This is a genomic window from Paenarthrobacter sp. YJN-5, from assembly GCF_015040095.1.
Classification (GTDB): Bacteria; Actinomycetota; Actinomycetes; order Actinomycetales; family Micrococcaceae; genus Arthrobacter; species Arthrobacter ureafaciens.
In genome coordinates this window covers 623,978-647,832 of the sequence record NZ_CP053544.1, presented here as the reverse complement: position 1 = coordinate 647,832, position 23,855 = coordinate 623,978, and the positions used below count along the sequence as shown (strand labels likewise).

Below are 23,855 nucleotides of genomic sequence, written 5' to 3'. Positions count from 1 at the left end.
TTAGCCTGATAATTGGCTAGAATTGGGTCATGAAGACGGTTCCCCTCAGCGAGGCCAAGGACAAACTCTCGGCCTTGGTCGAAGAAGCAGACACCACACACGAAATCATTCAGATCACTCGCCACGGACACCCGTCGGCCGTCCTCATGTCTGCGGATGACCTGGAATCACTTCAGGAAACCATCCACTGGCTGTCCCAACCGGGCCTACGTGAGGATCTTGCACAGGCTCGCCGCGATATCGCAGAGGGCAACACAGTAAGCGGCGATGACCTGCGCCGTGAATTCGGACTGCCTCCCCGGTGAGCAATTCGAGCTTGGAGGGCGAGCCGTGGAACATTCAGGTCACAAGTCCGGCACTGAAAACATTTCATCGGCTTCCCGAAAAGGCCGCCTCCGCCATAGTGGAGTTCATAACCGGGGCTCTGGCAGGCAACCCACACCGCCTCAGCAAACCCCTGACCAATGAACTTCTTGGCATGCGCACCGCCCGCCGAGGTGATTACCGCGTGTTGTTCACCCTCGACATCGAGGACCACGTGCTGTACGTCCATCGAATTCAGCACCGCGCAGATGTCTACAAGCCTCGCTGATTCGTCAGCACCTAGGAGTGCGTCGGTTCCTCCACCAATGCCGTGGCAATGCTGTCCACGTCATCCAGCGCTGCGAGGTACCGTTCAGCATCCAACGCGGCCGCGCAGCCGGTGCCCGCGGCGGTGATCGCTTGGCGGTACCGGTGGTCCACAGCGTCGCCGCATGCAAAGACCCCGGACAAGTTGGTGCATGTGGTGGGCGAATCCACCTTGATGTAGCCCTCGGCGTCGAGCTCAACCTGGCCGGCCACGAGCTCCGTGCGGGGCAAGTGCCCGATCGCAACGAAGATCCCGGTTGCCGCCTGCTCGCGGGTTTCACCGGTCCGCGTATCCGTGAGGGTTACGCCCGTGACCTTGGAATCGCCATGGATGGCCGTCACTGCCGAATTCCACGCGAAGCGGATCTTTGGATTGTCTTTCGCCCGCTGGGCCATGATGCGGGAGGCACGCAGCTCGCCTTTTCGCACCACCACGGTCACGGACTTCCCGAACCGCGTCAGGAAGGTTGCTTCCTCCATGGCGGAGTCGCCGCCGCCCACCACAATTATGTCCTGCTCGCGGAAGAAGAAACCGTCGCACGTGGCACACCAGGACACGCCATGTCCGCTGAGTTTCTTCTCTTCCGGGAGACCGAGTTCCTTATAGGCCGACCCGGTGGCAAGGATGACGGCCGGAGCCTCGTGTGTCTCCCCTGCCCCGGTGACCACCGACTTAAGGTGACCCTGCAGCGACACCGACGTGACGTCGTCGAACACTATCTCCGCACCGAACTTCTCCGCCTGGGCCTGGAGGCCGTCCATCAACTCCGGGCCTTGGATGCCCCCGGGGAACCCCGGGAAATTCTCCACTTCGGTGGTGTTCATGAGGGCCCCGCCTGCCGTTACGGAACCGGCCAGGACCAACGGCTTGAGGCCCGCGCGGGCGGCGTAGATCGCCGCGGTGTAACCGGCGGGGCCGGACCCTATGATGATCAGCTGTTGCTTGCTCACAAAATCTCCTTGGCTCGGCGGGTACCCATCAAGTGCAACAAGTACCCGCCAAGCAATCAAGGGTTATCCGCTCACAGGCGCTTTGTCCTGCTCGCTTGCCTGGACGCGCGACCGGGAGCTGCCGCGGCTTAGCTTGCTCGGCCACCAGACCTTGTCTCCGATGTCGTAGGCGAGGGCGGGAACCAGCAGCGAGCGCACCAGGACGGTATCCAGCAGCACGCCGAAGGCAACAATGAACGCCAATTGCACCAGGAACATGATGGGGATGACACCGAGGGCCGCGAACGTGGCCGCCAGGACAACGCCCGCCGACGTAATGACGCCACCGGTGACGCCGAGGCCGCGGAGGATGCCCGGACGGGTGCCGTGCTTGAGCGATTCCTCGCGCACGCGGCTCATCAGGAAGATGTTGTAGTCCACGCCGAGAGCCACCAGGAACACGAAGCCGAACAGCGGAACCGTGGCGTCGGCACCCGAGAATCCGAAGATCCCGTTGAAGACCCATGCGGAGACGCCCATCGCCGCGCCGTAGGACAAAACCACGGACAACACCAGCAGCACGGGGGCCACCACGGACCTGAGCAGGAGCATCAGGATGAAGAGGATGACCACCAGCACGATCGGAATGATCACCACCAGGTCCCGCTGGGCGGTGGTGTTGGTGTCCAGTGCGGTAGCCGTGATGCCGCCCACCAGCGCTTCGGAATCCACTTCCTTCAGTGAAGTCCGCAGTTCCTTGACGGTCTCTTCCGCCTCGAGCGAGTCCGCCGCGGAGCTGAGGGTCGCGTTGATGAGTACCCGCCCGTCGCGGACGGCCGGGTCAGCCGGCGCTCCCGGAGCCCCGGTCACGGGAATGTTGCCTTCGGCCAGGAGGTAGGCGTCGCTGACGCCGTTGGTTGCCTTGACCTCGTCCAGCACCTGCCGGGCGCTGCCCTCGGAAGCCACCACGACGGCGGGGCTGCCGCTGCCGGCGTCGAAGTGCCTCGCCAACGCTGCCTGGCCGTCGACGGCGTCGGACTTGGCCAGGATGACGTCGGTCTGCGGAACACCGTTGGCTTTCAACTGCGTGATGCCGATCGAAGCGACCGCAAGGAGCAGGACGGAGGCGACCCATACGATGCGCGGCCGTTTGGAAACCAGCGAACCCACACGGCGCCACAGACCCTTTTGCCCCTCAAGTCCGGTGACCAGCTCAGGTTCGCGTTCGTCGTCGGGCAGTAGCTTGGGCCGGAAGGGCCAGAAGGCCGCGCGGCCCAGCAAAGCCATGAAAGCAGGGAGGAGGGTCAGTGCCGCCAGGAGGGCGCATACGATCCCGGCCGCGGCCACAGGCCCGAGGCCCTTGTTCGAGTTCAGGTCGGAGAAGAGGAGGCAGAGCAGCGCGATGATGACGGTCGCGCCGGAGGCCAGGATCGGCTCGAACGACGCCTTCCACGCGGTGAGGACTGCCTGGGTTCGGTTGGTGGTGTGGGTCAGCGCCTCTCGGAACCGGGCAACGTAGAGGAGCGCGTAGTCGGTTGCCGCGCCGATCACCAGGATGGAGAGGATGCCTTGGCTCTGGCCGTTGAGCTGGATCCAGCCGGCCTTTGCCATGCCGAAGACCAACAGGATGGCTGCTGACAGCGCAAAGACCGAGGTCAGCAGCACGGCGATCGGCAGGACCACTGAGCGGTACACCAGGAGCAGGATGATGAACACCGCGCCGAGGGCCACCAGGAGAAGGATGCCGTCGATGCCGCGGAAGGCGTTCACGAGGTCCGCCGTGAGGCCGGCAGGTCCGGTCACGAAAGCCTGCATGCCATCGGGCGCGCCGGGCTGGACCACGTCGCGGAGCTCCTTGACCTTCTCGCGCAGCTCATCCGAGGACGCAATGGGGACGATGAACTGGACAGCCTTGCCGTCTTCCGACGGGATAGGGCCCACGACGGCGCTGCCCAGCTTGAGTGCCTCAATGTCGGCCTTCAGCTTGGCTGCTTCGCCGAGCTGTGCGGGTGTGAAGGCTGAGTCGTTCTCGATGATGACGACGCCGGGAATTTCCTCGGAGTCGCGGAACTTGGCTTGCCACTCCGCTGCGGCGGTCGCTTCAGCGCTTGCAGGCAGGAAGGACGCTTGGTCGTTCGAGGAGACTTCGCTGATCCGGCCGAACGTCGGTCCACCTATGCCCGCGATGCCGAGCCACGTGATGACAAGCACCACGGGCACTAACCATCTAAGCCAGAAAGGCACCTTCGATGTCATGAGTCCTTCTTCCAGGGAGGGGTGGGCGGGGTCTACTATTTATTAGACAATAGAGTATCTCCACCATGGAACTATTCCAATCCTCTGATTCGGAAATACCTCGTGGGTCCGGAGCGGGAGTATTATCCGGAAGGCAGCAAACATGAAAGCAGGAGGGTGAGCGTGGCTGAGACTTGGGCCGAACACCCCCATAGTGCTGACGAGCCGACGGAGCGTCCGCCCGGCTCACACCCCGGCGGGCCGCCCGGGCCCGGGACGCAACCGGACCCGCCCCCGCCCGGCGGGCCGCCTCAGGGCGGGCTGACGCAGGACCTCGTGCGCGTGCTGCAGGACTTCACCCTCGAGGCCAACCACTACGTGGACGCGGCCGGAGGGCGAAAGGAGATGCACCGCACCGACCTCAACGCCCTGGCCGTGATCATGCGCCACTCGGCAGCAGGCCGCGTAGTAACCCCCGGGGTCCTCCGCAGCGAGTTGCGGCTGAGCTCGCCCGCCACCACGGCGCTGGTGGACCGGCTCCATGCGTCCGGCCACCTGACCCGCGAGCGCCTGGGCTCCGACCGCCGGCAGGTCCAGCTCCACATGACCCCCAAGGCCTACCAGGATGGCAGCGCCATGTTCCTTCCCCTCGCCCTGCGGATGGGCAAAGCGATGGGAGCCTACACTCCTGAAGAGTTGGAGTTGGTGCAGCGCTTCATGACGGACATGGTGGAGGCCACCATCGCAGCGCGCCACGAAGCAACCCACCCACCCCACCCCGAACCCACCCAACCACCCCACCCCGAACCCAAGTAGGTCGCAATTGTGCGCGTTTTGACCGCTGAAAACGCGCACAATTGCGACCCAGTTGGGTGGGCAAGCTGTAGCGTTTCCCTATGAACGAGCAGCAGCCAGAAGATGTCTACACCCACGGACACCACGAGTCGGTTGTCCGGGCCCACGCCTCACGGACCGCCGAGAATTCGGCCGCGTTCGTCATACCTCACCTGACGCCCGGAACGGCAGTGCTCGACGTCGGTTGCGGACCGGGCAGCATCACGTGCGACTTCGCGCGGCTGGTCGCCCCCGGGCACGTGATCGGGCTGGACCGCTCACCCGATGTCATCAACCAGGCCGCCGAGCTGGCGAAGGACCGCGGCGTGGACAACGTCGAGTTCCGCACCGGCAATATCTACGACCTCGAATTCGAGGATGAGTCGTTCGACCTCGTCCACGCCCACCAGGTCCTCCAGCACCTGACCGACCCCGTGGCAGCGCTGCGCGAAATGCGGCGGGTCGCCAAAGCAGGGGCTATCGTGGCGGTTCGCGACGCCGACTTCCACGGCATGAGCTGGTACCCGGAAGTCCCCGAATTGGACGAATGGATGGAGCTCTACCAGAAGATCGCCCGCCGCAACGGCGCCGAGCCCGACGCCGGACGCCGCTTGGTATCGTGGGCGCAGCAGGCCGGGTTCGGACAGGTTTCGCCGAGCAGCAGCAACTGGCTCTACGCCACGGCCCAGCAACGCGCGTGGCAATCCAGGGTCTGGAGCGAACGCGTGTTGCATTCGGCCTTCGCCGAGCAGGCCCTTGAATACGGCTTCGCCAACGAGGCCGACCTTGCCCGCATTGCAGCGGGCTGGCATCGTTGGGGAGCCACCGAGGACGGCTACTTCCTCATCCCCAACGGCGAAGTCATAGCCCGGGCGTAAAAAAGTTTGCCGAACCACGTAGAGAAACCGGTATCAGTTCCGACCTATGAGTGAAGGCAACCACACAGGGAGCCCCGCACCAAGGAGTTCAGAGATGAAGTACATGATCATGATGTTCGGATCCGCCGAGGGCATGATGGAGACCGCTGATCCGGAGTGGGTCAAGGAAATGATCGGTTTCATGATCCAGATCGACAAGGATCTCCGTGATTCCGGCGAACTCGTGTTCAACGCCGGCCTGGCAGACGGAAGCACCGCCAAGCTGGTCAAGCAGACCCCGGACGGCGTCATCACAACGGACGGCCCCTACGCCGAGGCAAAGGAGTCCCTGATCGGGTACTGGGTGGTGGACGTCGCCAGCGAGGAGCGGGCCGTGGAGATCTGCTCGAGCATCGTCAAGTACGCGCAAGTGGTTGAACTCCGCGCCATCCCGGACGGCCCGCCGGAGGTCTAGCCTATGGCCGGGCCACCGGAGAAGAGCCACCTTGAGGACCTGCTGCGCACCCTCGCGCCGCAGGTCCTTGGCGCGCTTGTCCGCAGGCACGGCCAGTTCGACGCCTGCGAAGATGCCACCCAGGAGGCGCTCATCGAGGCTGCCCTGCAGTGGTCATCCGGGCTTCCGGACAACCCGAAAGCCTGGTTGCTCTCCGTGGCCAACCGCCGGTTGATCGATGCTTGGCGCAGCGAGAGCGCCCGCCGGGGCAGGGAAGAGCGGGCAGCGGCCATGGAGCCACCCGACACCTCCCTGCCGGATCCCGTTTCCGAAGCCGACGACACCCTCACCCTCATGTTTCTCTGCTGCCACCCGGCTCTCTCCGCACCGTCGCAACTCGCCTTGACGCTTCGGGCCGTAGGAGGACTCACGACGGCGGAAATCGCCTCCGCATTCCTCGTCCCGGAAGCCACCATGGGGCAGCGCATCAGCCGCGCGAAGCAAGCGATCCGGAAGGCGGGAGCCAGGTTCGAGCAACCGGCGACGGCGGAGCGGAACGCGAGGCTCGGCGTCGTACTTCACGTCCTGTACTTGATCTTCAACGAAGGCTACGCGGCAAGCTCCGGTGACTCGCTGCAGCGCGAGGACCTCACGGCGGAAGCGATCCGCTTGACGCGGCTGCTGCTGAAATCCGTTCCGGACGAGCCGGAGGCAAGTGGGCTGCTCTCACTGATGCTGCTCACGGATTCCCGGCGCGCGGCGCGGACTTTACCGGACGGAATGCCCGTGCCGTTGGCAGATCAGGACCGCCGCTTGTGGAACCGCGGGCAGATCGAGGAGGGCATCGCCCGGCTGTCCTCGGTCCTGGGTCGCAGTGGGCCGGGGCGCGGGGCACCGGGGCCGTACCAACTTCAGGCCGCAATCGCCGCCGTCCACGCCGAAGCAGCGTCCGACGCGGAAACCGATTGGCCGCAGATCCTTGCCCTCTACACGGTGCTCGAGGCGTTGGCACCGAGTCCCGTGGTGACACTCAACCGGGCTGTTGCCGTGGCGCGCGTCGAGGGACCCGCCGCGGGGTTGGCCTTGCTGGACGGACTGGATTCCTCACTGGGGAAGTCGCACCGGCTGGACTCTGTACGGGGCCATCTCCTGGAACTTTCCGGTTCGTTCCGGGACGCCCGTTCCGCATACGTGGCCGCCGCCGGCAAGACGGGAAGCCTGCAGGAAAGGCGGTACCTGCTGGGCAAAGTGGCGGATCTGGATTCCCGGGGCACTTGGTGATAGCGCTCACAAACACCATATAATCGAACCCATGGAACAGCGCATACTTGGCAAGACCAGCCGGAACGTCTCAACCGTGGGGCTGGGCACCTGGCAACTCGGGGCCGGCTGGGGATCCGTCACCGAAGAGGACGCTTTGGCGGTGCTTGAAGCATCCGTCGACGCCGGCGTCACCTTCTTCGACACCGCGGACGTGTACGGCGATGGCCGCAGCGAGCAGTTCATCGGCCGGTTCCTGCATAGCAACCCGGACCTCGGCATCACCGTGGCCACCAAAATGGGCCGACGCGTCGACCAAGTGCCGGAGAACTACACGTTGGCCAACTTCCGCGAATGGGCCGACCGCTCCCGCCGCAACCTCCAGCAGGACACGCTGGACCTGGTCCAACTGCACTGCCCACCGACAGCCGTGTACAGCAACTCCGAAGTGTACGACGCCCTGGATACCTTGGTCAGCGAAGGCGTCATCCGCAATTACGGCGTCAGCGTTGAACGTACCGATGAAGCCCTCGAAGCCATCAAGCGCGGGAACCCCGCAACTGTACAGATCATCCTCAACGCCTTCCGCCTCAAGCCCTTGGACGAGGTATTGCCTGCCGCCAAAGAGGCCGGGGTCGGCATCATCGCACGGGTTCCGCTGGCGTCAGGCCTCCTGTCCGGGAAATACACCACGGAAACAACATTCCCGGAGAACGACCACCGGAACTACAACCGCACCGGCGCAGCATTCGACGTCGGTGAAACCTTCTCCGGCGTCGACTTCGCCACCGGCGTCAAGGCAGCGCAGGAATTCGGCCGGTTGGTTCCCGACGGCGTCACCACCGCCCAGGCGGCCCTCGCCTGGGTGATCGCCCAGGACGGCGTCAGTTCAGTCATTCCTGGTGCCCGGTCGGCGTCGCAGGCCCGCGCGAACGCTGAGGCGGGCTCGGTCTCGCTGGACGGCAGCGTTTTTGATGGCGTCCGGGACATCTACGACCGCTATTTCCGCGAGGCGATCCACCCGCGCTGGTAGGCGGCACCTGTGGCGGCGCCACGAGTCGGTCGCCGCCACAGATGACCTATGGCGAGTTGCGGGCTCGTCCTCGTCGACTATGGATTGAGTCCGAGGCGACGGCCGCAATCAGTGCCAGCGTCATGGGCGAAACGCCTCCAACAACAAAAGCCATGGCGAATAGATTGGTCCTCGTCGTGTGGATTGTTTCATAGAGCAGAATCGATAGGACCGAGGCCAACACCAAGGTGACGAGCACGAGTGTCTTCAGGCGAACACTGACCGCAAGCCTTCGATAGCCGACGGTAGCCGAGAAGCACATTAAGACAGTCGCTACGTGAAGTTCCCAAGGAAACCGTTTGGCAATTGATACTGCAGGTGTACCAGTGAAGTCGAAAAGATATCCGTTGAACATTCCCTCTGATTGCAGAGCGAGATATCCTGCCGCCAGTACGACAGCGAATGACAAAAATGGAACCACAGCTAGTGAGATCTTCGAATGCTGCATCAAATTGCTATTTCAAAGCCAACGGCAAATCGGAAAAATTGAACTTAACTTTGCTTTGTAGACGGTCAAGTTCAACTTGCCCTGACCCGGGGGAAGCATTCGGTTGAACCACGAGATTGCTTACAAATTTCCCGGTCAAATTTGCGTTGGCCCTTATGGGAGTTGCATCCACATCCGCGGGCAGGAGATGTGTAACGATAGCCCGCCCTCCGTTCTCTTGAACGCCCACTCTAACGCCTGAAAGGGCGAACTGCTCTTTCGTTGTGCACGAAGATCCCCCTACAGAGCCAACCCCGCGCAGTTGAACGATGATGCATATCTGCGTTCCACCCTCTGCTTGTGCAACGGAATATCTGCCGTTTGTGTCCTCTCCAAGAAGACGAACACTGGCGGGGTCGACGGCAGCTTGCCCCGGTAGAGACCTTGCGATTTCCATGTCCTGCAAACCCTGAGGGAAAGCCAGCGCGGGGACCAGCACCGGTGCATCCAGAGAGGTGATCTGTTGAGCCATAGCCGGTGACGCGCCTATGGCCAGGCCTGCCACCGGGACGCAGGCCAGTGAAAGTACCTTGGAAAATCTTTTCATGGTTTTCTCCTTAGAAGTCTTCTTTGCCATCAATCGCGGAATTGCTCGCAAGTCATCACAGGCTGTCCTGGATTAGAATAGTTTGAATTCCACCAGCACTCTTGAAAGGCGCTGTAATGCAATGATGACCAGTTATTCGTCCAACTTCCCGTATCACCGGAAGCAGCAGAAATCCAATAACCCGTAGCCGCGTCGTAGCTTGCCGTGTATTGATAGTTACTAAAACCGTACTCCGCTGCGCCCATGCCCGTGTAGACACGACCACCGGAGTCAGTGCCGGTTGCACTTCGCCAGAGATTATTTGCGTAGCTTTCGCCTTCGAAGTAGCGATAATTCCATGAGGCTTGCGCCGCTGGTGCCAGAAACATTAGTAGAGCACCCAGACAGCACGCCCGGATAGGCAGTGCGAAAGGTTTCAGCCTCGACGTTGAAGTTTTCATTTTCCCTCCATCGTTATGGTGGGAACCCCGTTCCGAGAGTAGTACTGATGAAGGAAGTTATCAACGATCTCGGTTAACTTTCCCCGGCTAATGTCGTCGACCGCGCGCAGGCAAAGCGAGAACGACCTTGAAACACAAATCTTCGATTCATGACGCGGGATATATCGAGTTTAATCCCCACCTGATGGCTAATAATTCTTGGAAGCAGACTTCAGGCTATTTGAGAGTGGCACCCGCGCTGGTAGGCGGCAGGCCGGCGTCGTGCTTTAGCGACGCCGGCTTTACCAGCCGCTGCGGGTGGGCGTGTGGCCCTTCCGGGCGTCGTCCGGCATGGCCATTTCGGCGCGCAACCCCAGCAGGCGGATAGGCCGGTCGGGTTCCATCTTCGACGTGAGGTCCAGTGCCTGCGCGAGGACCTCGGCACGGTCGAAGGTTTCGGGGATTTTCCGTGCATAGGTCTTGGTGAAGAACGGTTTGTAGCGGACCTTGAGCGTCAGCCCGACCACAGGCCGGCCCTCAGCTGCGACGTCTTCCAAAACCCTGGCGGCAAGTTCCTTGATGGCGTCGCTGATTTGAGCGGGCTCGGTCAGGTCCTGCTGGAACGTTGTTTCCCGGCCGTGTGCCCGGGCAACCCAAGGGGTATCGTCCACTTCGCTGGCACCTTCGCCCCGGCCGAGCTGTGCGTACCAAGGGCCCATTTTCGGACCGAATTCTTCCACGAGGCTGGACGGGTCCACGGCGGCCAGTTCATTGACGGTGTTGATGCCGTGGGCCGCGAGCCGCTTGGAAATCTTGGGTCCAATTCCCCACAAATCCCGCGTGGGCCGATCCCCCATGACCTCGAGCCAGTTTTCCTGCGTCAGGCGAAAGATGCCGGCCGGTTTACCGAAGTCCGTGGCATTCTTGGCGCGGACCAGGGTATCGCCGATGCCCACACTGCAGTGCAACCGGGTTTTTTTGAGGACCTCCTGTTGGATCTGTCTGGCGTAGCCGTCGGGGTCCTCGGTGGTCACCCCGACGAAGGCCTCATCCCAGCCCAGCACCTGCACCGTGGCGTCGGGCTGATTCCGGAGGGTGGCCATCACAACCTCTGAGGCGGCGAGGTATGCCTCCTGGTCAACGGGGAGGATGATCGCGTCGGGCGCTTTCCGGGCGGCAATGCGCAGCGGCATGCCCGAGCCTACTCCAAACTTCCTGGCCTCGTAGGACGCCGTGGACACCACAGCCCGCTCGCTCGGATCACCGCGACCTCCCACGATCAGGGGTTTCCCGGCGAGTTCGGGCCGTCGAAGTATCTCGACCGCTGCAATGAACTGGTCGAGATCGACGTGCAGGACCCACGGGATTCCGGTCACGGCATTAGTCTGCCTCACTCGCCCGGCCAAAGCACCATAAGCTGATCTGGTGCAATTTTCCCTTTGGCTGGCCTTGGTTGGTGCCGGCACCCTGATCAGTTTCACTCCCGGCGCCGGGGCCATCTTCACCATGAGCAACTCGCTCAACTCGGGCTTCCGACGCTCCATTTGGGGCATCCTCGGCCAGCAAGTGGCACTGGTCATCCACATCGTGATCGTGGCGCTGGGCGTTGGCGTCCTGGTGTCCAATTCGCCGCTGATCTTCAACATCATCCGCTACGCGGGGGCGGCCTACCTCGTCTATCTGGGAATCCGGCAGTTCCTTCACAAGCCGGACCTGGACAAGGAATCCGTCGAGGAGAAGAAGAACGAACCCGCGCTGTCCATGTTCCAGCGCGGCATCTGGGTGAACCTGCTCAACCCCAAGGCGATCGTGTTCTTCCTGGCTTTCATGCCGCAGTTCATCCGGCCGAATGAGCCCCTGCTCCAGCAATACGTCGTGCTGACGGCCACGGTGATCGTCATCGACATCATGGTCATGTGGTTCTTCTTTGCCCTCGCCGCCAGGTCATTCCAGCGCTTTACCCATAACGCCCACGGGCAGAAGATCCTGAACCGCGTCTTCGGCTGCCTCTTCGTCCTGGTTGGCGTCCTGCTGGCAGTGATCCATTAACTCCGGCTACGCGGGAACAGTCGATCCCCTGACCACCAGCGAACTCTCCAGGGTCACGTGCGGTTCCGTCAGGGCCAGCCCCTCCATCAGCGCCCGCAACTGCTCGCCCGCTTTCCGCCCCAGGTCCGTCGCGGGCAGGTGCACGCTGGTGAGCGAGGGGTTGCTTGTGGCGGAATACGGGAGGTCATCGAAGCCGGCCACGGCCACTTCCTCCGGGATCCGGATACCTTCCACGCGCGCTTCCTGCAGCACGCCGTAGGCGTGCGTGTCGGTGCCGCATACGACGGCGGTAACTCCCTCGCGCTGCCAGGAGGGCCAGGCTTCGGCGAAAGCAGCGGCGGCCTCACCGACGTCGATGGACGTACTGATGACGTGGTCCGCTGAGACAGTGAGCCCGCAGCGGGAAGCTTCCTCGAGAAATGCTTCACGGCGCAGTTTGAATGTCTCCGTCCCCGTGATGCCGTCTACATAGGCGGCCCGGGTGTGCCCGGATGAGGCCAGGTGGCGCGCCAGTTCACGGGCGCCTTGGGCAACATCCAGGTTGACTGACGGCGCCCAGGAATCCAGACCGGGGGCGTCGAGCAGGACCAGCGGACCGCCGGCGGAAAGGTCTTCCAGGAACTCGGCGCTGGGAGCGCCGACCAGCAGTCCGGCGGGTCGGAGGGCCAGCAGCTTACGGACGTCGTCAGCCTGGGGTGACTCCCCGGCGTCGGTCACGGAGAGCAGCAGCTGGTATTGGGCACCCAACGATTCGCGGACGCCGGCAATCACGTTGGCGAAGAAGGGGTTGGACACGTCCGGCGTCACGAGGATGACGATCGAACTGACACCGCGTGCCAAGGAACTGCCGATGCTGTCCACCACGTAACCGAGCTCAGCTATCGCAGTCCGGACCCTGGAAATGTTCTCCTCGGAGACCCGCCCTTGGGTCTTGCCGTTGGCAACCAGGGAGACGGTCGCCGTCGAAACTCCTGCCTTGGCCGCCACCATCGCAGCCGTAACGCGGGGCGCGCGCGTGCGGGTCTGTTGGGGGCTGTCCATGCATCGATCCTAGCCGTGATCAGGCCAATTCTTGTCCCATAAGGCATCAAGCGCTTGACGCTCGGAACGTTAAGCGTTTGACGTAAACCCTCAATGAGTGCCATGATTCCCCGTGAATGCCGAGCACCCTGTCCGGCACTGCGCCGCCCCGTCACGGGGCATGGTCAACGGACAGGCCCCAATGACGTGGAGAGAGACGTGGAAAAAACAGCCCGCAAAAAGATCATTCTTGACTGCGACCCCGGCCATGACGATGCAGTGGCATTGCTGCTGGCTCACGGCAACCCGGACATCGAGCTGCTGGCCGTCACCACGGTGGTAGGCAACCAGACACTCGAGAAAGTCACGCGGAACGCACTCTCGGTTGCCACGATCGCAGGCATCACCGGCGTCCCGTTCGCCGCAGGTTGCGACCGCCCGCTGGTCCGCACCATCGAAACCGCACCGAGCATCCACGGCGAAACCGGCATGGACGGCCCGGAACAGCCCGAGTCCGCGATCGAGCTGGACCCGCGCCACGCCGTCGACCTCATCATCGAAACCGTCATGGCGCACGAGCCCGGAACGGTAACGCTGGTCCCCACCGCTGGTTTGACCAACATCGCCATGGCCGCCCGCAAGGAACCGCGCATCGTGGAGCGCGTCAAGGAAGTTGTCCTGATGGGCGGCGGCTACCACGTGGGCAACTGGAGCGCGGTGGCGGAGTTCAACATCATCATCGACCCCGAAGCCGCACACATCGTGTTCAACGAAAAATGGCCGGTGGTCATGGTGGGCCTCGATCTGACGCACCAGGCGTTGGCTACCGATGAGGTCGTCCAGCGGATCGCCAGGATCGGCACCAAGCCTGCCACGTTCGTCCTGGAGCTCATGGAATTCTTCAAGAAGACCTACAAGGATGCCCAAGGCTTCGACTTCCCGCCGGTGCACGATCCCTGCGCCGTTGCCTACGTCATCGACCCCACCGTCATGACCACCCGCAAGGTTCCCGTGGACATCGAATTGCAGGGCAAGCTCACGCTCGGCATGACGGTGGCCGACTTCCGCGCGCCCGCTCCGGAGGACTGCCACACGTCCGTTGCCGTTGACCTGGACCACGGCAAGTTCTGGGATTTGGTCATCGATGCGATTGAACGGATTGGCGAACCAACGCACGACGGCGGCGCTTCCGCAGATGCGCTGGTCACCGAAACTGCCGAGGCCGTGCTGGCTGGAGAGGCCAAGTGATGACTACCCCAACCGCCACCCGCAACAACGTCACAGCCCTGATGGTTGCCCTGCTGGCGGCCTGTGTGGCCTTCCAGCTCAACGCGTCCATGCTCAGCCCGGCGCTGGTGACCATGGGCAACGAACTTCAGACCGACCAGGCAACCATCGGCCTGTCGCAGACCTGGTTCTTCACGGCTGCAGCCCTCTTCTCCTTGTTCCTGCCTCGCCTGAGCGACATCGTGGGCCGCAAGAAGATCCTCCTCGGCATGATGCTCCTCATGGCCGTGGGCTCGGTCATTGCGGCCTTGGCCCCGGATGTCACCTGGCTGTTCGTTGGCCGTATCATCCAAGGCGTCAGCGGCCCGACTGTTCCGCTGTGCCTCATCATGCTTCGCTCGGCCGTGAGCAACAACCGCAAGTACGGCGCACTCATGGGCCTCATCACCGCGGTCAACGGTGGCGTTGCGGGCGTTGATTCGTTCGTAGGCGGCTACTTCGCGGAGAACTTTGGATTCCGCAGCATCTTCTGGCTCATGGTGGCCCTGGCAATCGTGGCTACTTTCCTGATTGCCTTCCTGGCCAATGAGAGCAAGCCCGCCGCCGGCACCACCATGGACTGGCTCGGCGTGTTCTTCATTGTCATCGCCGTCGGTGCCCTGCTGACCGCCCTGAATGAGGGTGCCAAACTCGCCACTGCCTTCGACGCCGGAACCCTGACCTTCGCCGTCGTGCTGACCGTGGTCGCCGCCGTCGCGTCCTTCGCCTTCTGGACCGTGGAGAAGCGCGCCAAGCAGCCGATGGTGGAAACCGTGCACCTGCGGCAGCGTTCCACGTGGGCTCCCCTGCTGACCACGACGCTCACCATGACCGGTATCTTCGCGGTGATCAACGGAATCGTCCCGGCGTACGTCCAGGCCGCCGACCCCGGTTTCGGCGTGGGACCCACCGAGATGTCGCTCATCATCCTTACCCCGTACGCCCTGCTCGGTTGGCTTTTCGGGCCGATCAGCGGCCGGCTGGCTCCGGTCCTGGGCTACACAAAGGTGCTTCGCATCGGCCTCGTCGGCAGCCTCGTGGCCTTGGCAATCATTGCCCTGTTCGGCCTCAACAACCTGCCCATGATGATCGTCGGCACGGCCTTGCTGGGCATCATGTACGCCGGTACGGTCAACATCATGCTGAACGGACTGGGCGTGGTGCTCTCCCCGCAAGGCAACCCGGGCTTCCTTCCGGGCATGAACGCCGGGGCCTTCAACCTCGGCGCCGGACTCAGCTTCCTGGTCCTGCCCGCAGTCCTGGTGGCTACCTCAGCGCTGGGTGACGCGAAGGGGTCCTACCTGACGGTCGTCGTCGTTGGTTTTGCCATCACCTTCGCCGCGTTCGCCGCATCGCTGCTGATCCCCAAGCCGGTCGACGCCGAAGTAGCCGAACACGAAGAGGTAGCAGCATGAGCAGGTCCGGGATCGTCGTCGTCGGTTCGCTCAATGCCGACCTCACCATCTACACCGAGCGCCTCCCCCAGCCCGGAGAGACCGTGCATGGCAACGGCTTCGCGGTGAATCCCGGCGGCAAGAGCGCCAACCAGGCCGTCGCGGCCAGCAAGCTCGGCGGGCATGTGACGCTGATCGGTGCCGTCGGCGAGGACGCCAACGGGACGATGCTCCTCGAGTCCACCGCGGGTGCCGGCGTGGATGTCTCCCGCGTCCGGCGCTGCGACACGGCCACCGGCGTGGCGGTGATCTCCGTGGACGCGCGCGGCGAGAACAGCATCATCATCTCCGCTGGCGCCAACGGCACCCTCGCCCCCGCGGACGTGGACTTCGACGCGTTCCGCGACGCCGCCGTCGTCTGCCTCTGCCTGGAGGTGGGCATCGACACCGTGGTAGCCGCCGCCCAAGCCGGGCACGACGCCGGAGCAACGGTCCTGCTGAACCTGTCGCCCTACGCTGAGGTGCCGGAGTTGTTGGCCGGATTGGCCGACGTCCTGCTGGTGAACGCCCACGAGGCCGCACTGTTCCTGGGTTCGGAGGCCGGCATCCCGGATCCGGACGCTGCAGTGGAAGCCTGGGAGCCCGTGCGGAGCCGCTTTGCGGACCGGGGCCTGCAGCGGGTGCTCGTGACCTTGGGCGCGCAGGGTTCCGTGGTGCTGGATTCGCTGGCCGTGGGCGGGCAGCTGACCCGCATTGCTCCAACGCAGGTCTCGGCCGTGGATACGACAGGTGCCGGGGACGCCTTCACGGGTGCCGTGGCTGCGCGTTTGGCCGCCGGCGATTCGTTGGTGGCCGCTGCGTCGTTTGCCTCGGTGGCGGCTGCGCTGGCTGCAACAAAGAAGGGCACGCAAGCTGCGTACCCCACCCTCGAGCAGGTAGAAGCCGCCCAGCCATTTCCCAACTAGATCGCATTCGTGCGCGTTTAGAGCCCTCAAAACGTGCACAACTGCGACCTACATGGGTTAGGCCGGGCCGAGCATTTTTGAGCTCCTGTCACCGGATATGACAAATTCGACACAGAAAGTGACACGTGATTCGAGTAATCCACTAGCCAAGTCGGGGCGACATGAATCATGCTTGCACCATGTACTCAACGTCGAGCCCATACCGCGTCATTACGGTCTGCACCGGGAACATCTGCCGCTCGCCCATGGCAGCCCTCATGCTCACCGAAGCCTTCAAAGCGGAAGGACTCGGCCACCTCGTTGAGGTGGACTCCGCAGGGACAACGGGATACGAGGTGGGACACCCCATCGATCCCCGCGCGGCCCGTGTCCTGATGGCCCAGCACATCGCGTCAGAGGACCACATCGCACGGGAATGGCGGCGTGAGTGGTTCATTGAGAGGGACCTGATCCTGGCACTGGACGTCGACCACTTCGGCTGGCTCCAGGAAGGCGCTCCGGACAAGGAAGCACTGGGCAAAGTCCGCATGCTCCGCAGTTTCGACCCCGCAATGGCCGACCGCAGCTCCCTCGACCAAGGCATCGAGGACCCTTGGTACGGCGGCCATACGGACTTCGACAACACGTGGATCCTCATCAGGGCAGCGGTCCCGGGAATCGTGCAGCACGTCAAGGCGGCTATCGCCGAACGCGAAGGAGCAGGTCGGCTGGACGGGTCAGAGGACCACCAGCAGGTAACCTCTATGTCATGACCCCTGCCCCCGTGATTATTGCTGTCGACGGGAGGTCAGGCGCAGGCAAGACCACCCTCGCCGTTGAACTGGCCGCCCGCCTTCGGGAGCACCACAAAGTTTCCCTGTTCCATCTTGAAGACATCTACCCCGGCTGGAACGGGCTGGCAAGCGGCATTGAGCGCTATGTGGCAACGGTGCTTGCTCCGCTGCGCGAGGGCAAACCCGCGGAATGGATCAGCTGGGACTGGGAGAAGCACTACGACGGTCGTACCCAGGTCACGCTCCCCGCGGAAATCGTCATCGTTGAAGGCGTCGGCGCGGCAGCCCAAGCCGCCCGCGGCATGCTCGACGCCGTCGTATGGGTGGAAGCATCAGGCGAGGACCGCCGTCGTCGGGCCCTTGCGCGCGACGGCGGGAGCTACGAGCCGTACTGGGACGCCTGGGCGCAGCAGGAAGAAGAGTGGCTGGCCGTCGACCCTGTGACGGAAGCGGCGGACATCCGCGTGCAGAACCCCGCCGACGGCAGCGCCCCCGCGCACGTGCTGCAGGCCATGACGTACCTTGCACCGCTGGCCGCCGTGCTCTCGCCCGAGTTGAGCGCGCGACGCGGCCTGCAGCTTCGGGCGGAACGGATCGACGCGGCGCCCGACGCCGAAGCCCTCTTCCAGGACGTTTACGGCTTGTCAACGAACGCCGTCTGGCTCGATTCTTCCAATGCCGACACCGCCATCACCGGCGGCGCACAGGCCGCCGCCCGCAGCCGGTTCAGCATCATGGCCGACGACGGCGGGACGTTCGGCCAGTCTGTCCGCCACTCTTCCGGGACTACGTGGGTGACGACCGGCTCGGCCACCGTGCGCAGCTCCGGCCCCTTCTTCCGCTGGCTGGACTCAGTGTGGGGCCGCCGGGCAGTGCGCTCTCCCGAGGGATACGACGGCCAGTTCACGCTGGGCTGGCTGGGGTACCTCGGTTACGAGCTCAAGCGGGAAACCGGCGGCAACGACGTCAGCTCCGCTACCCCGGACGCGGCGCTGATCTTCGCCGGCCGGGCGCTGGTTCTGGACCACCGCGAGCACGCCGTCTGGCTGCTCGCTTTGGAAGCGCCCGACGCCGACGAATGGTTCAGCGCTGCCCGCGCCGCCGTGGGGGCTGCTGACGCACACCCTGCCGTGCACCCGGCAACGGTCCGCCCGGTTTCCGGCCTCCCGGTTTCCGGCCGCCGCGCCGTGGGTGTCCCCATCGATACCGCCGGGCAAGCCGTTGCGGCCGCTTCCCCGGAGTTCGCCTGCAGGGATTCGGCCACCGACTACAAGCGCAAAATCACCGAGGCCCAGCACGAAATCAGCGAGGGAAACTCCTACGAGGTCTGCCTTACCACCACGCTCGAGGCATCCGCGGGGGAACTGGATCCGTGGCAAAGCTACCAAGCCCTGCGTCGCCGGAACCCCGCCCCGTTCGCGAGCTACCTGCGGTTCGGCGGCTTGGCGATTGCCAGTACGTCACCGGAACGCTTCCTGCGGATCACCTCCGACGGCGGGATGCGGGCAGAACCCATCAAGGGCACGCGCCGTCGTTCGGCAGATGACGCCGAGGACATCCGGCTGCGGCACGATCTTGAGACCTCGTTGAAAGACCGCGCCGAGAACATCATGATCGTGGACCTGCTCCGCAACGACCTCAGCCACTTCGCGGTGCCGGGCTCGGTGACGGTGAGCAGGCTGTGCGCGATCGAAAGTTACGCCACCGTCCACCAAATGGTCAGCACCGTGGACGCCCACCTGCGGCCCGGGGCTCCGCGGGCAGAGGCCGTGGCTGCCGCCTTCCCGGCCGGTTCCATGACCGGGGCGCCGAAGATCAGCACCATGGACATCCTGGACCGCTTGGAAGCAGGCCCGCGTGGCGTCTACTCCGGCGCCATCGGCTACTTTTCGATGAACGCCGCTACGGACCTGGCGGTCGTCATCCGCACGTTGGTGATAAACCCCGACGGCGGCGGCGGACGAACGCTCAGCCTGGGGGTCGGCGGGGCGGTTACTGCGGACTCGACGCCGGATGACGAGTACGACGAGATCCGCACGAAGGCCTTCGGCGTGCTGTCGACCCTTGGAGCAACGTTCCCGTCCTGAGACTCCGTGGGCGTTCCGTTGGCTGCTTCGTTTGGGGCTTTCCGGGAGCCTTTACTGGAGGGTGGCCGTCAGCCGGGCCACGTTGTCCACATACTTGGCAAGAGGGGGTCTGTGCACCCAATCCTCGAGGGTAAGCTCACGGGAAACCTCGCGATACGTGGACTCCACGGCCCGCATGAGGTTCACGGTGTCGGCGCCCAGGAGCATCACCGATACCTCCATGTTCAAGGAGAAGGAGCGCATGTCCATGTTGCTGGAACCGAGCACCGCCACTTCGTCGTCGATCGTGAAGTGCTTGGCGTGGAGGACGTACGGAGCCCGGTACAGGTAGATGCGGACCCCCGCGCCCAGGAGTGCTTCGTAGTAGGACCGTTGGGCGTGGTGGACCAGGAACTGATCGCCCTTTTCCGAGACAAACAACTCCACGTCAACGCCCCGTTGGGCAGCAGTGGTGATGGCGTAGAGCAGCGAATCGTCAGGGACGAAGTACGGGCTGCAAATGGAGATCCGGTGCTGTGCCGAATAGATCAGGGTGTTGAACAGGCGAAGGTTGTTCTCGGTTGAGAACCCCGGACCGCTCGGCACCACCTGGGCCGTGACGCGTCCCGGATTCGACTGCTCTGGAAGGCGCAGCTGGTCTTCAAGGGATTCGTCGGTCTCGCTGAGCCAGTCGGTGGCGAAGACGACGTTGAGGGTCGGGACGATCGGACCTTCGAGGCGGGCCATGAGCTCCACCCATTTCCGGCCCACCTTGCGATGCTTGGGGTTGTTGTAGGACGGCTCAATCAGGTTCTGCGAACCCGTGAAGGCCAGCAAGCCGTCGATCACCAGGATCTTGCGGTGGTTACGGAGATCGGGGCGGCGCCACTGCCCGTGGATGGGTAGCAGGGGAAGCATGGGCCGCCACTGGATCTTGCTCGCTTTGAGCCTGCGCTTCAACCGCCGGTAACCCTTGATGCGGAGCGTGCCAATGTGGTCAAAGAGCAACCGGACAGTGACGCCGCGTTCCGTGGCGTTCTCCAGTTCGGTCAGCAGTTCATCAGTCACGTAGTCGCTGCTCATGATGTAGAACTCGGCGTTGATGTAGCTCTTGGCCCCGCGGATGGCCTCTGTCATGGCCTTGATGGACTCTTCGTAGCCGGGGATGAGTTCCACTTTGTTTCCGTCAACCATGGGCAAGGAACCCAGCCGGTGGTTAAGCTCGCCGGCCGAACGGACCCATTCCGGGCCGGAGTACTCGCTCGTGGGGTCGGACAGTTCGGACGTGACGGACCGGACCCTGTGGTTGACCGCTTCCTGCTGTTCCCTCCGGCGCTTGGAGAGCCTGAAGTTGCCGAACAGCAGGAACAGGATGAAGCCCACGGAAGGAATCAGGAAGACGGCCAGCAGCCAGGCCATGGCCGTGGTGGGGCGGCGATTACCGGGAATGATGCCCAGGAGGACAATGCGCATGATGACTTCCGCAATGACCCAAACGCCCAAAAGCCACGTCCATTCAGGGCCCAGCGGAAAAGGGAAAAGCATTCGACAAACCCCCACGGTTCATGAACTAACGGTGACCACAGCCTATCCGCCGTGCGGGTTGCCGGGCGCCACTAAGCTGGGATCATGACTTCTCCCGCGCCAACGGTCCTCGTTTTCCTTGATCCCGCCTACCCGAACGGCAGGGTGGCCGATTCCAGCCAGCCGCAGCTCATGGCCACGGATCTGGGTGCCACACGCGGTGACGGAGTCTTTGAATCCCTGCTTGCCGTCCAAGGCAGGCCTCGCAAGGTACAGGCGCATCTGAACCGCTTGGGCAGTTCCGCAGCGGCACTCGATCTGGCCATTCCGGAGCAGGACGCCTGGCGCAGCGCCATCGATACCGCCCTCGCCGAATTCCGCACGAACTACCCTGCTCCAACGCCCGAGGAAGACGAAGTCGTCGTCAAGCTCCTGGTGACCCGCGGCGTCGAAGGCGCCGCAACGCCCACGTGCTGGGTCCAGGCTTCGCCCTCACCCGCGGGCAGTCGCCGGCAGCGCGAGACGGGCATCGACGTCGTACTTCTTGACCGCGGTTTCGACACCGAAGCCGGCGAACGCGCGCCCTGGCTGCTGCTGGGCGCCAAGACGCTGTCCTACGCCGTGAACATGGCCGCGCTGCGTTACGCGCACAAGCAGGGGGCGGACGACGCCATCTTCACATCCACCGACGGCCGCGTCCTTGAAGGGCCCACCTCCACGGTGCTGCTAGCGCACCTGGAGACGGTGGACGACGGCGAAGGTTCCGTCAAGACGGTCCGCCGCCTGATCACGCCCCAACTGGACAGCGGCATCCTGCCCGGCACGTCCCAGGGCGCCCTTTTTGCGACGGCTAAGGCAGCGGGCTGGGAGCTGGGCTACGGTCCGCTGGTGCCTCAGGACCTCTTTGATGCTGATGCTGTCTGGTTGATTTCGAGCATTCGCTTGATCGCGCCCGTCAACCACATCAATGGCCAGGAAATCGGCTCGCCCGCAGTCCGCAAGCAGCTGACCGCTGAGTTGAACCAGCTTTTCGCGGGCATCGAATAGGAACACGTCCTGGACGTGCGCCTTGGGTGCAGCGGGGGGTGCGCCGCGGGGGTGCACCCTGGGTGCAGGCGCCTGCACGGAAGCTGCCCGCAAGGAACCTAACAGACAGCACATGAAGTAATCGCTCTGATGACGCTCTGATTAGAAACTCTTAAGCTCAGGCTTTGCGCTCCTTCGCGTCCAATCGGCTTCCTTAGCCTCCTTGAAATGGGGCTTCGTCCTGTGATGAACCTTGTTCTCGTGTTAGTTGGATCACCTCCTCCTTGCACCATCTTTTAGAGTTTGCCGGCTAACTTTCCGGAGGGAATATGGGACTCAGCTCCCCAACACATGCCGAGGGATCGGCCACCGACGCGTCGTCGGACAGAAGGCCTTCAGACGTTGATGCATCGGATCGAGGGTCTTCCGCCGAAGGCCTTCGCCGTTCCATGGGTGCCCGCCACCTGGTGATGATCGCCATGGGCGGCGTCATCGGTTCGGGCCTGTTTGTCAGCTCGGGTTACACCATCGCCACCGCAGGACCACTGGGAGCCGTCATCGCTTTCCTCGTCGGCGCCGTGGTGGTCTACCTGGTCATGGCCTGCCTCGGGGAGCTCGCCGTTGCGTTCCCCGTCTCAGGCGCGTTCCACATTTATGCAGCGCGGACCATTGGGCCCGCCACCGGCTTCGCCACTGCATGGTTGTATTGGCTCTGCTGGGCGGTGGCCCTGGGATCGGAGTTCACAGCAGCCGGGTTGCTCATGCAGCGCTGGTTCCCGGACGTCGACGTCTGGATCTGGTGCTTCATCTTCGCCGCCGTCCTCTTCACCCTCAATGCGATTTCATCGCGTGTCTTTGGCGAATCGGAGTTCTGGTTCGCGCTGATCAAGGTTGCCGCCGTCGTCGGCCTGATCCTCCTGGGCGGCGCCGCTTTGCTGGGCTTCCACCCGCTGGCACAGGGCGATTACCCGTCATTGACGGAGAACTTCACCACCTCCCAAGGCCTGTTCCCCAACGGCTTCACCGGCGTTTTTGTAACGTGCCTGGCCGTGTTCTATGCGTTCTCCGGTTCGGAACTCATCGGTGTGGCTGCGGGTGAAACCGAGGATCCGGGCAAGAACATCCCCAAGGCCATGCGCACCACGGTCATCCGGCTCATGATCTTCTTTGTCGGGGCGATTCTGGTCATCGCAGCAACCATCCCTTATGAGAAGGTCAGCGTTGACGAAAGCCCGTTCGTGACGGTGTTCTCAATGCTGGGCATCCCGTTCGCTGCGGACATCATGAACTTCGTGATCATCACAGCGTTGTTGTCCGCCGGCAACTGCGGCCTCTTCTCCTGTGCGCGGATGCTGTTCTCCCTAGCCGACGAGGGCCATGCGCCCAAGGCGTTCCGAAAGCTCACCAAGCGCGGTATCCCCATGGTCGCACTCTGCGTCAGCATGCTGGGCGGGCTGGCATCGTTGATCAGCAGCGTCGTGGCGCCCGCCACTGTCTACCTTGTGTTGGTCTCTGTTGCGGGCTTCGCAACCGTGGGCGTTTGGATGTCGATCGTGGCCTCGCACTTCGTTTACCGGCGGACCTTCGTAAGGAACGGCGGCGACCTCTCCTCGCTCCCCTACCGCGCTCCGCTGTTCCCGCTGGTACCAATCCTCGCGTTTGGGCTGTGCGTTGTGTCCCTGGTGGGCATCGCCTTCGATCCCAACCAGGTTGCAGCGCTGCTGTTCGGCATCCCGTTCGTTGGTGCTTGCTATGCCGTCTTCTACTTCAAGTACGGACGACGCCGGCGACTCCCCCAGGCGGTCGAGGGCAAGGCCTCTGTAGGCTCCTGACCTCTTGTGGAACCAGGGCAGTCTTTTACCAGGGCAGCTTTTCCAGGGCAGCCCCCGAGCAACCTTCATTGGTTGCGCGGGGGCTGCCTTCGTCTGCAAATCTCTATCTAAACGGCCACGAAGCCTCGGCGGGGTGTGCCGCCACCACCCACTTTGAGGCGGCGGAGGCCCAACACGCCGGGGAAACCCCGCCCCGCGGCGCCTAGTGAGCCCAA

At 63.6% G+C, this 23,855-nt stretch carries 22 protein-coding genes; 15 read left to right on the top strand and 7 right to left on the bottom strand.

Annotated elements, in window-relative coordinates; genetic code table 11:
• The first annotated feature begins 29 nt into the window (after positions 1-29).
• Together HMI59_RS03025 and HMI59_RS03020 are read left to right on the top strand one after the other, a co-directional pair.
• Positions 30-305, top strand: coding sequence for a type II toxin-antitoxin system Phd/YefM family antitoxin (locus tag HMI59_RS03025; RefSeq protein ID WP_021472907.1), 276 nt, complete (start codon positions 30-32; stop codon positions 303-305).
• Entirely contained in the window at positions 302-592 is a 291-nt protein-coding gene (locus HMI59_RS03020; protein ID WP_021472908.1) for a type II toxin-antitoxin system RelE/ParE family toxin, read from the top strand. The genes HMI59_RS03025 and HMI59_RS03020 overlap by 4 nt, the downstream gene beginning before the upstream one ends.
• Positions 593-603: 11 nt before the next feature.
• Here the strand turns inward: HMI59_RS03020 and trxB are convergent, their stop codons facing one another.
• On the bottom strand, positions 604-1,581 hold the full coding sequence (gene trxB, locus HMI59_RS03015) for a thioredoxin-disulfide reductase (protein ID WP_193592752.1): 978 nt from the start codon (positions 1,579-1,581) through the stop codon (positions 604-606).
• Between the two features lie 63 nt (positions 1,582-1,644).
• A complete protein-coding gene (locus tag HMI59_RS03010; RefSeq protein ID WP_193592751.1) occupies positions 1,645-3,816 on the bottom strand; it encodes an MMPL family transporter in 2,172 nt (723 codons plus the stop codon).
• 300 nt (positions 3,817-4,116) lie between these two features.
• On the opposite strand from HMI59_RS03010, the gene HMI59_RS03005 reads away from it, so the two are divergent.
• The 5 genes from HMI59_RS03005 (at position 4,117) to HMI59_RS02985 (ending at position 8,233) form a co-directional block, all read left to right on the top strand.
• Positions 4,117-4,611 (top strand): MarR family winged helix-turn-helix transcriptional regulator, encoded by a 495-nt coding sequence (locus HMI59_RS03005; protein ID WP_227471611.1) that lies wholly within the window; start codon positions 4,117-4,119, stop codon positions 4,609-4,611.
• An 80-nt stretch (positions 4,612-4,691) separates the two neighbouring features.
• Positions 4,692-5,507 (top strand): class I SAM-dependent methyltransferase, encoded by an 816-nt coding sequence (locus tag HMI59_RS03000; protein WP_021474094.1) that lies wholly within the window; start codon positions 4,692-4,694, stop codon positions 5,505-5,507.
• A gap of 94 nt (positions 5,508-5,601) precedes the next feature.
• On the top strand, positions 5,602-5,961 hold the full coding sequence (locus HMI59_RS02995; RefSeq protein ID WP_021474093.1) for a YciI family protein: 360 nt from the start codon (positions 5,602-5,604) through the stop codon (positions 5,959-5,961).
• A 3-nt stretch (positions 5,962-5,964) separates the two neighbouring features.
• On the top strand, positions 5,965-7,221 hold the full coding sequence (locus HMI59_RS02990; protein WP_193592749.1) for an RNA polymerase sigma factor: 1,257 nt from the start codon (positions 5,965-5,967) through the stop codon (positions 7,219-7,221).
• 31 nt (positions 7,222-7,252) lie between these two features.
• Positions 7,253-8,233 carry an aldo/keto reductase gene (locus HMI59_RS02985; protein ID WP_193592748.1) on the top strand — a complete coding sequence of 327 codons (981 nt, stop codon included), beginning with the start codon at positions 7,253-7,255 and terminating at the stop codon, positions 8,231-8,233.
• 494 nt (positions 8,234-8,727) lie between these two features.
• Here the strand turns inward: HMI59_RS02985 and HMI59_RS02980 are convergent, their stop codons facing one another.
• The 3 genes from HMI59_RS02980 to HMI59_RS02970 all read right to left on the bottom strand — a co-directional run bounded on the left by HMI59_RS02980 (position 8,728) and on the right by HMI59_RS02970 (position 11,101).
• The gene (locus HMI59_RS02980; protein WP_166187139.1) at positions 8,728-9,306 is read right to left on the bottom strand and encodes a hypothetical protein; all 579 of its coding nucleotides are present in this window, start codon (positions 9,304-9,306) and stop codon (positions 8,728-8,730) included.
• A gap of 29 nt (positions 9,307-9,335) precedes the next feature.
• Positions 9,336-9,746, bottom strand: coding sequence for a hypothetical protein (locus tag HMI59_RS02975; protein WP_193592747.1), 411 nt, complete (start codon positions 9,744-9,746; stop codon positions 9,336-9,338).
• A 281-nt stretch (positions 9,747-10,027) separates the two neighbouring features.
• Positions 10,028-11,101, bottom strand: coding sequence for a DNA polymerase IV (locus tag HMI59_RS02970; RefSeq protein WP_227471520.1), 1,074 nt, complete (start codon positions 11,099-11,101; stop codon positions 10,028-10,030).
• A gap of 49 nt (positions 11,102-11,150) precedes the next feature.
• Here HMI59_RS02970 and HMI59_RS02965 point away from each other — a divergent pair, with 49 nt between their 5' ends.
• Positions 11,151-11,774, top strand: coding sequence for a LysE family transporter (locus HMI59_RS02965; protein ID WP_069696784.1), 624 nt, complete (start codon positions 11,151-11,153; stop codon positions 11,772-11,774).
• Positions 11,775-11,780: 6 nt separating this feature from the next.
• Here the strand turns inward: HMI59_RS02965 and HMI59_RS02960 are convergent, their stop codons facing one another.
• Positions 11,781-12,815 carry a LacI family DNA-binding transcriptional regulator gene (locus tag HMI59_RS02960; protein ID WP_166187141.1) on the bottom strand — a complete coding sequence of 345 codons (1,035 nt, stop codon included), beginning with the start codon at positions 12,813-12,815 and terminating at the stop codon, positions 11,781-11,783.
• 198 nt (positions 12,816-13,013) lie between these two features.
• On the opposite strand from HMI59_RS02960, the gene HMI59_RS02955 reads away from it, so the two are divergent.
• The 5 genes from HMI59_RS02955 (at position 13,014) to pabB (ending at position 19,279) form a co-directional block, all read left to right on the top strand.
• Positions 13,014-14,042: a nucleoside hydrolase gene (locus HMI59_RS02955; protein ID WP_227471519.1), complete on the top strand. Its 1,029-nt coding sequence runs from the start codon at positions 13,014-13,016 to the stop codon at positions 14,040-14,042.
• On the top strand, positions 14,042-15,475 hold the full coding sequence (locus tag HMI59_RS02950; RefSeq protein ID WP_193592746.1) for an MFS transporter: 1,434 nt from the start codon (positions 14,042-14,044) through the stop codon (positions 15,473-15,475). The genes HMI59_RS02955 and HMI59_RS02950 overlap by 1 nt, the downstream gene beginning before the upstream one ends.
• Entirely contained in the window at positions 15,472-16,419 is a 948-nt protein-coding gene (locus HMI59_RS02945) for a ribokinase (protein ID WP_193592745.1), read from the top strand. Before HMI59_RS02950 ends, HMI59_RS02945 begins: the two co-directional genes overlap by 4 nt.
• A 179-nt stretch (positions 16,420-16,598) precedes the next feature.
• On the top strand, positions 16,599-17,171 hold the full coding sequence (locus HMI59_RS02940; protein ID WP_193592744.1) for a low molecular weight protein-tyrosine-phosphatase: 573 nt from the start codon (positions 16,599-16,601) through the stop codon (positions 17,169-17,171).
• On the top strand, positions 17,168-19,279 hold the full coding sequence (pabB, locus tag HMI59_RS02935) for an aminodeoxychorismate synthase component I (protein ID WP_193592743.1): 2,112 nt from the start codon (positions 17,168-17,170) through the stop codon (positions 19,277-19,279). Before HMI59_RS02940 ends, pabB begins: the two co-directional genes overlap by 4 nt.
• Positions 19,280-19,330: 51 nt before the next feature.
• Here pabB and cls read toward each other — a convergent pair whose 3' ends face one another.
• Positions 19,331-20,803 (bottom strand): cardiolipin synthase, encoded by a 1,473-nt coding sequence (gene cls, locus HMI59_RS02930; RefSeq protein WP_166187146.1) that lies wholly within the window; start codon positions 20,801-20,803, stop codon positions 19,331-19,333.
• 84 nt (positions 20,804-20,887) lie between these two features.
• Here cls and HMI59_RS02925 point away from each other — a divergent pair, with 84 nt between their 5' ends.
• Both HMI59_RS02925 and HMI59_RS02920 read left to right on the top strand, forming a co-directional pair.
• A complete protein-coding gene (locus HMI59_RS02925; RefSeq protein WP_193592742.1) occupies positions 20,888-21,829 on the top strand; it encodes an aminodeoxychorismate lyase in 942 nt (313 codons plus the stop codon).
• Between the two features lie 308 nt (positions 21,830-22,137).
• Positions 22,138-23,640, top strand: coding sequence for an amino acid permease (locus HMI59_RS02920; protein WP_193592741.1), 1,503 nt, complete (start codon positions 22,138-22,140; stop codon positions 23,638-23,640).
• The last annotated feature ends 215 nt before the right edge of the window (positions 23,641-23,855 follow it).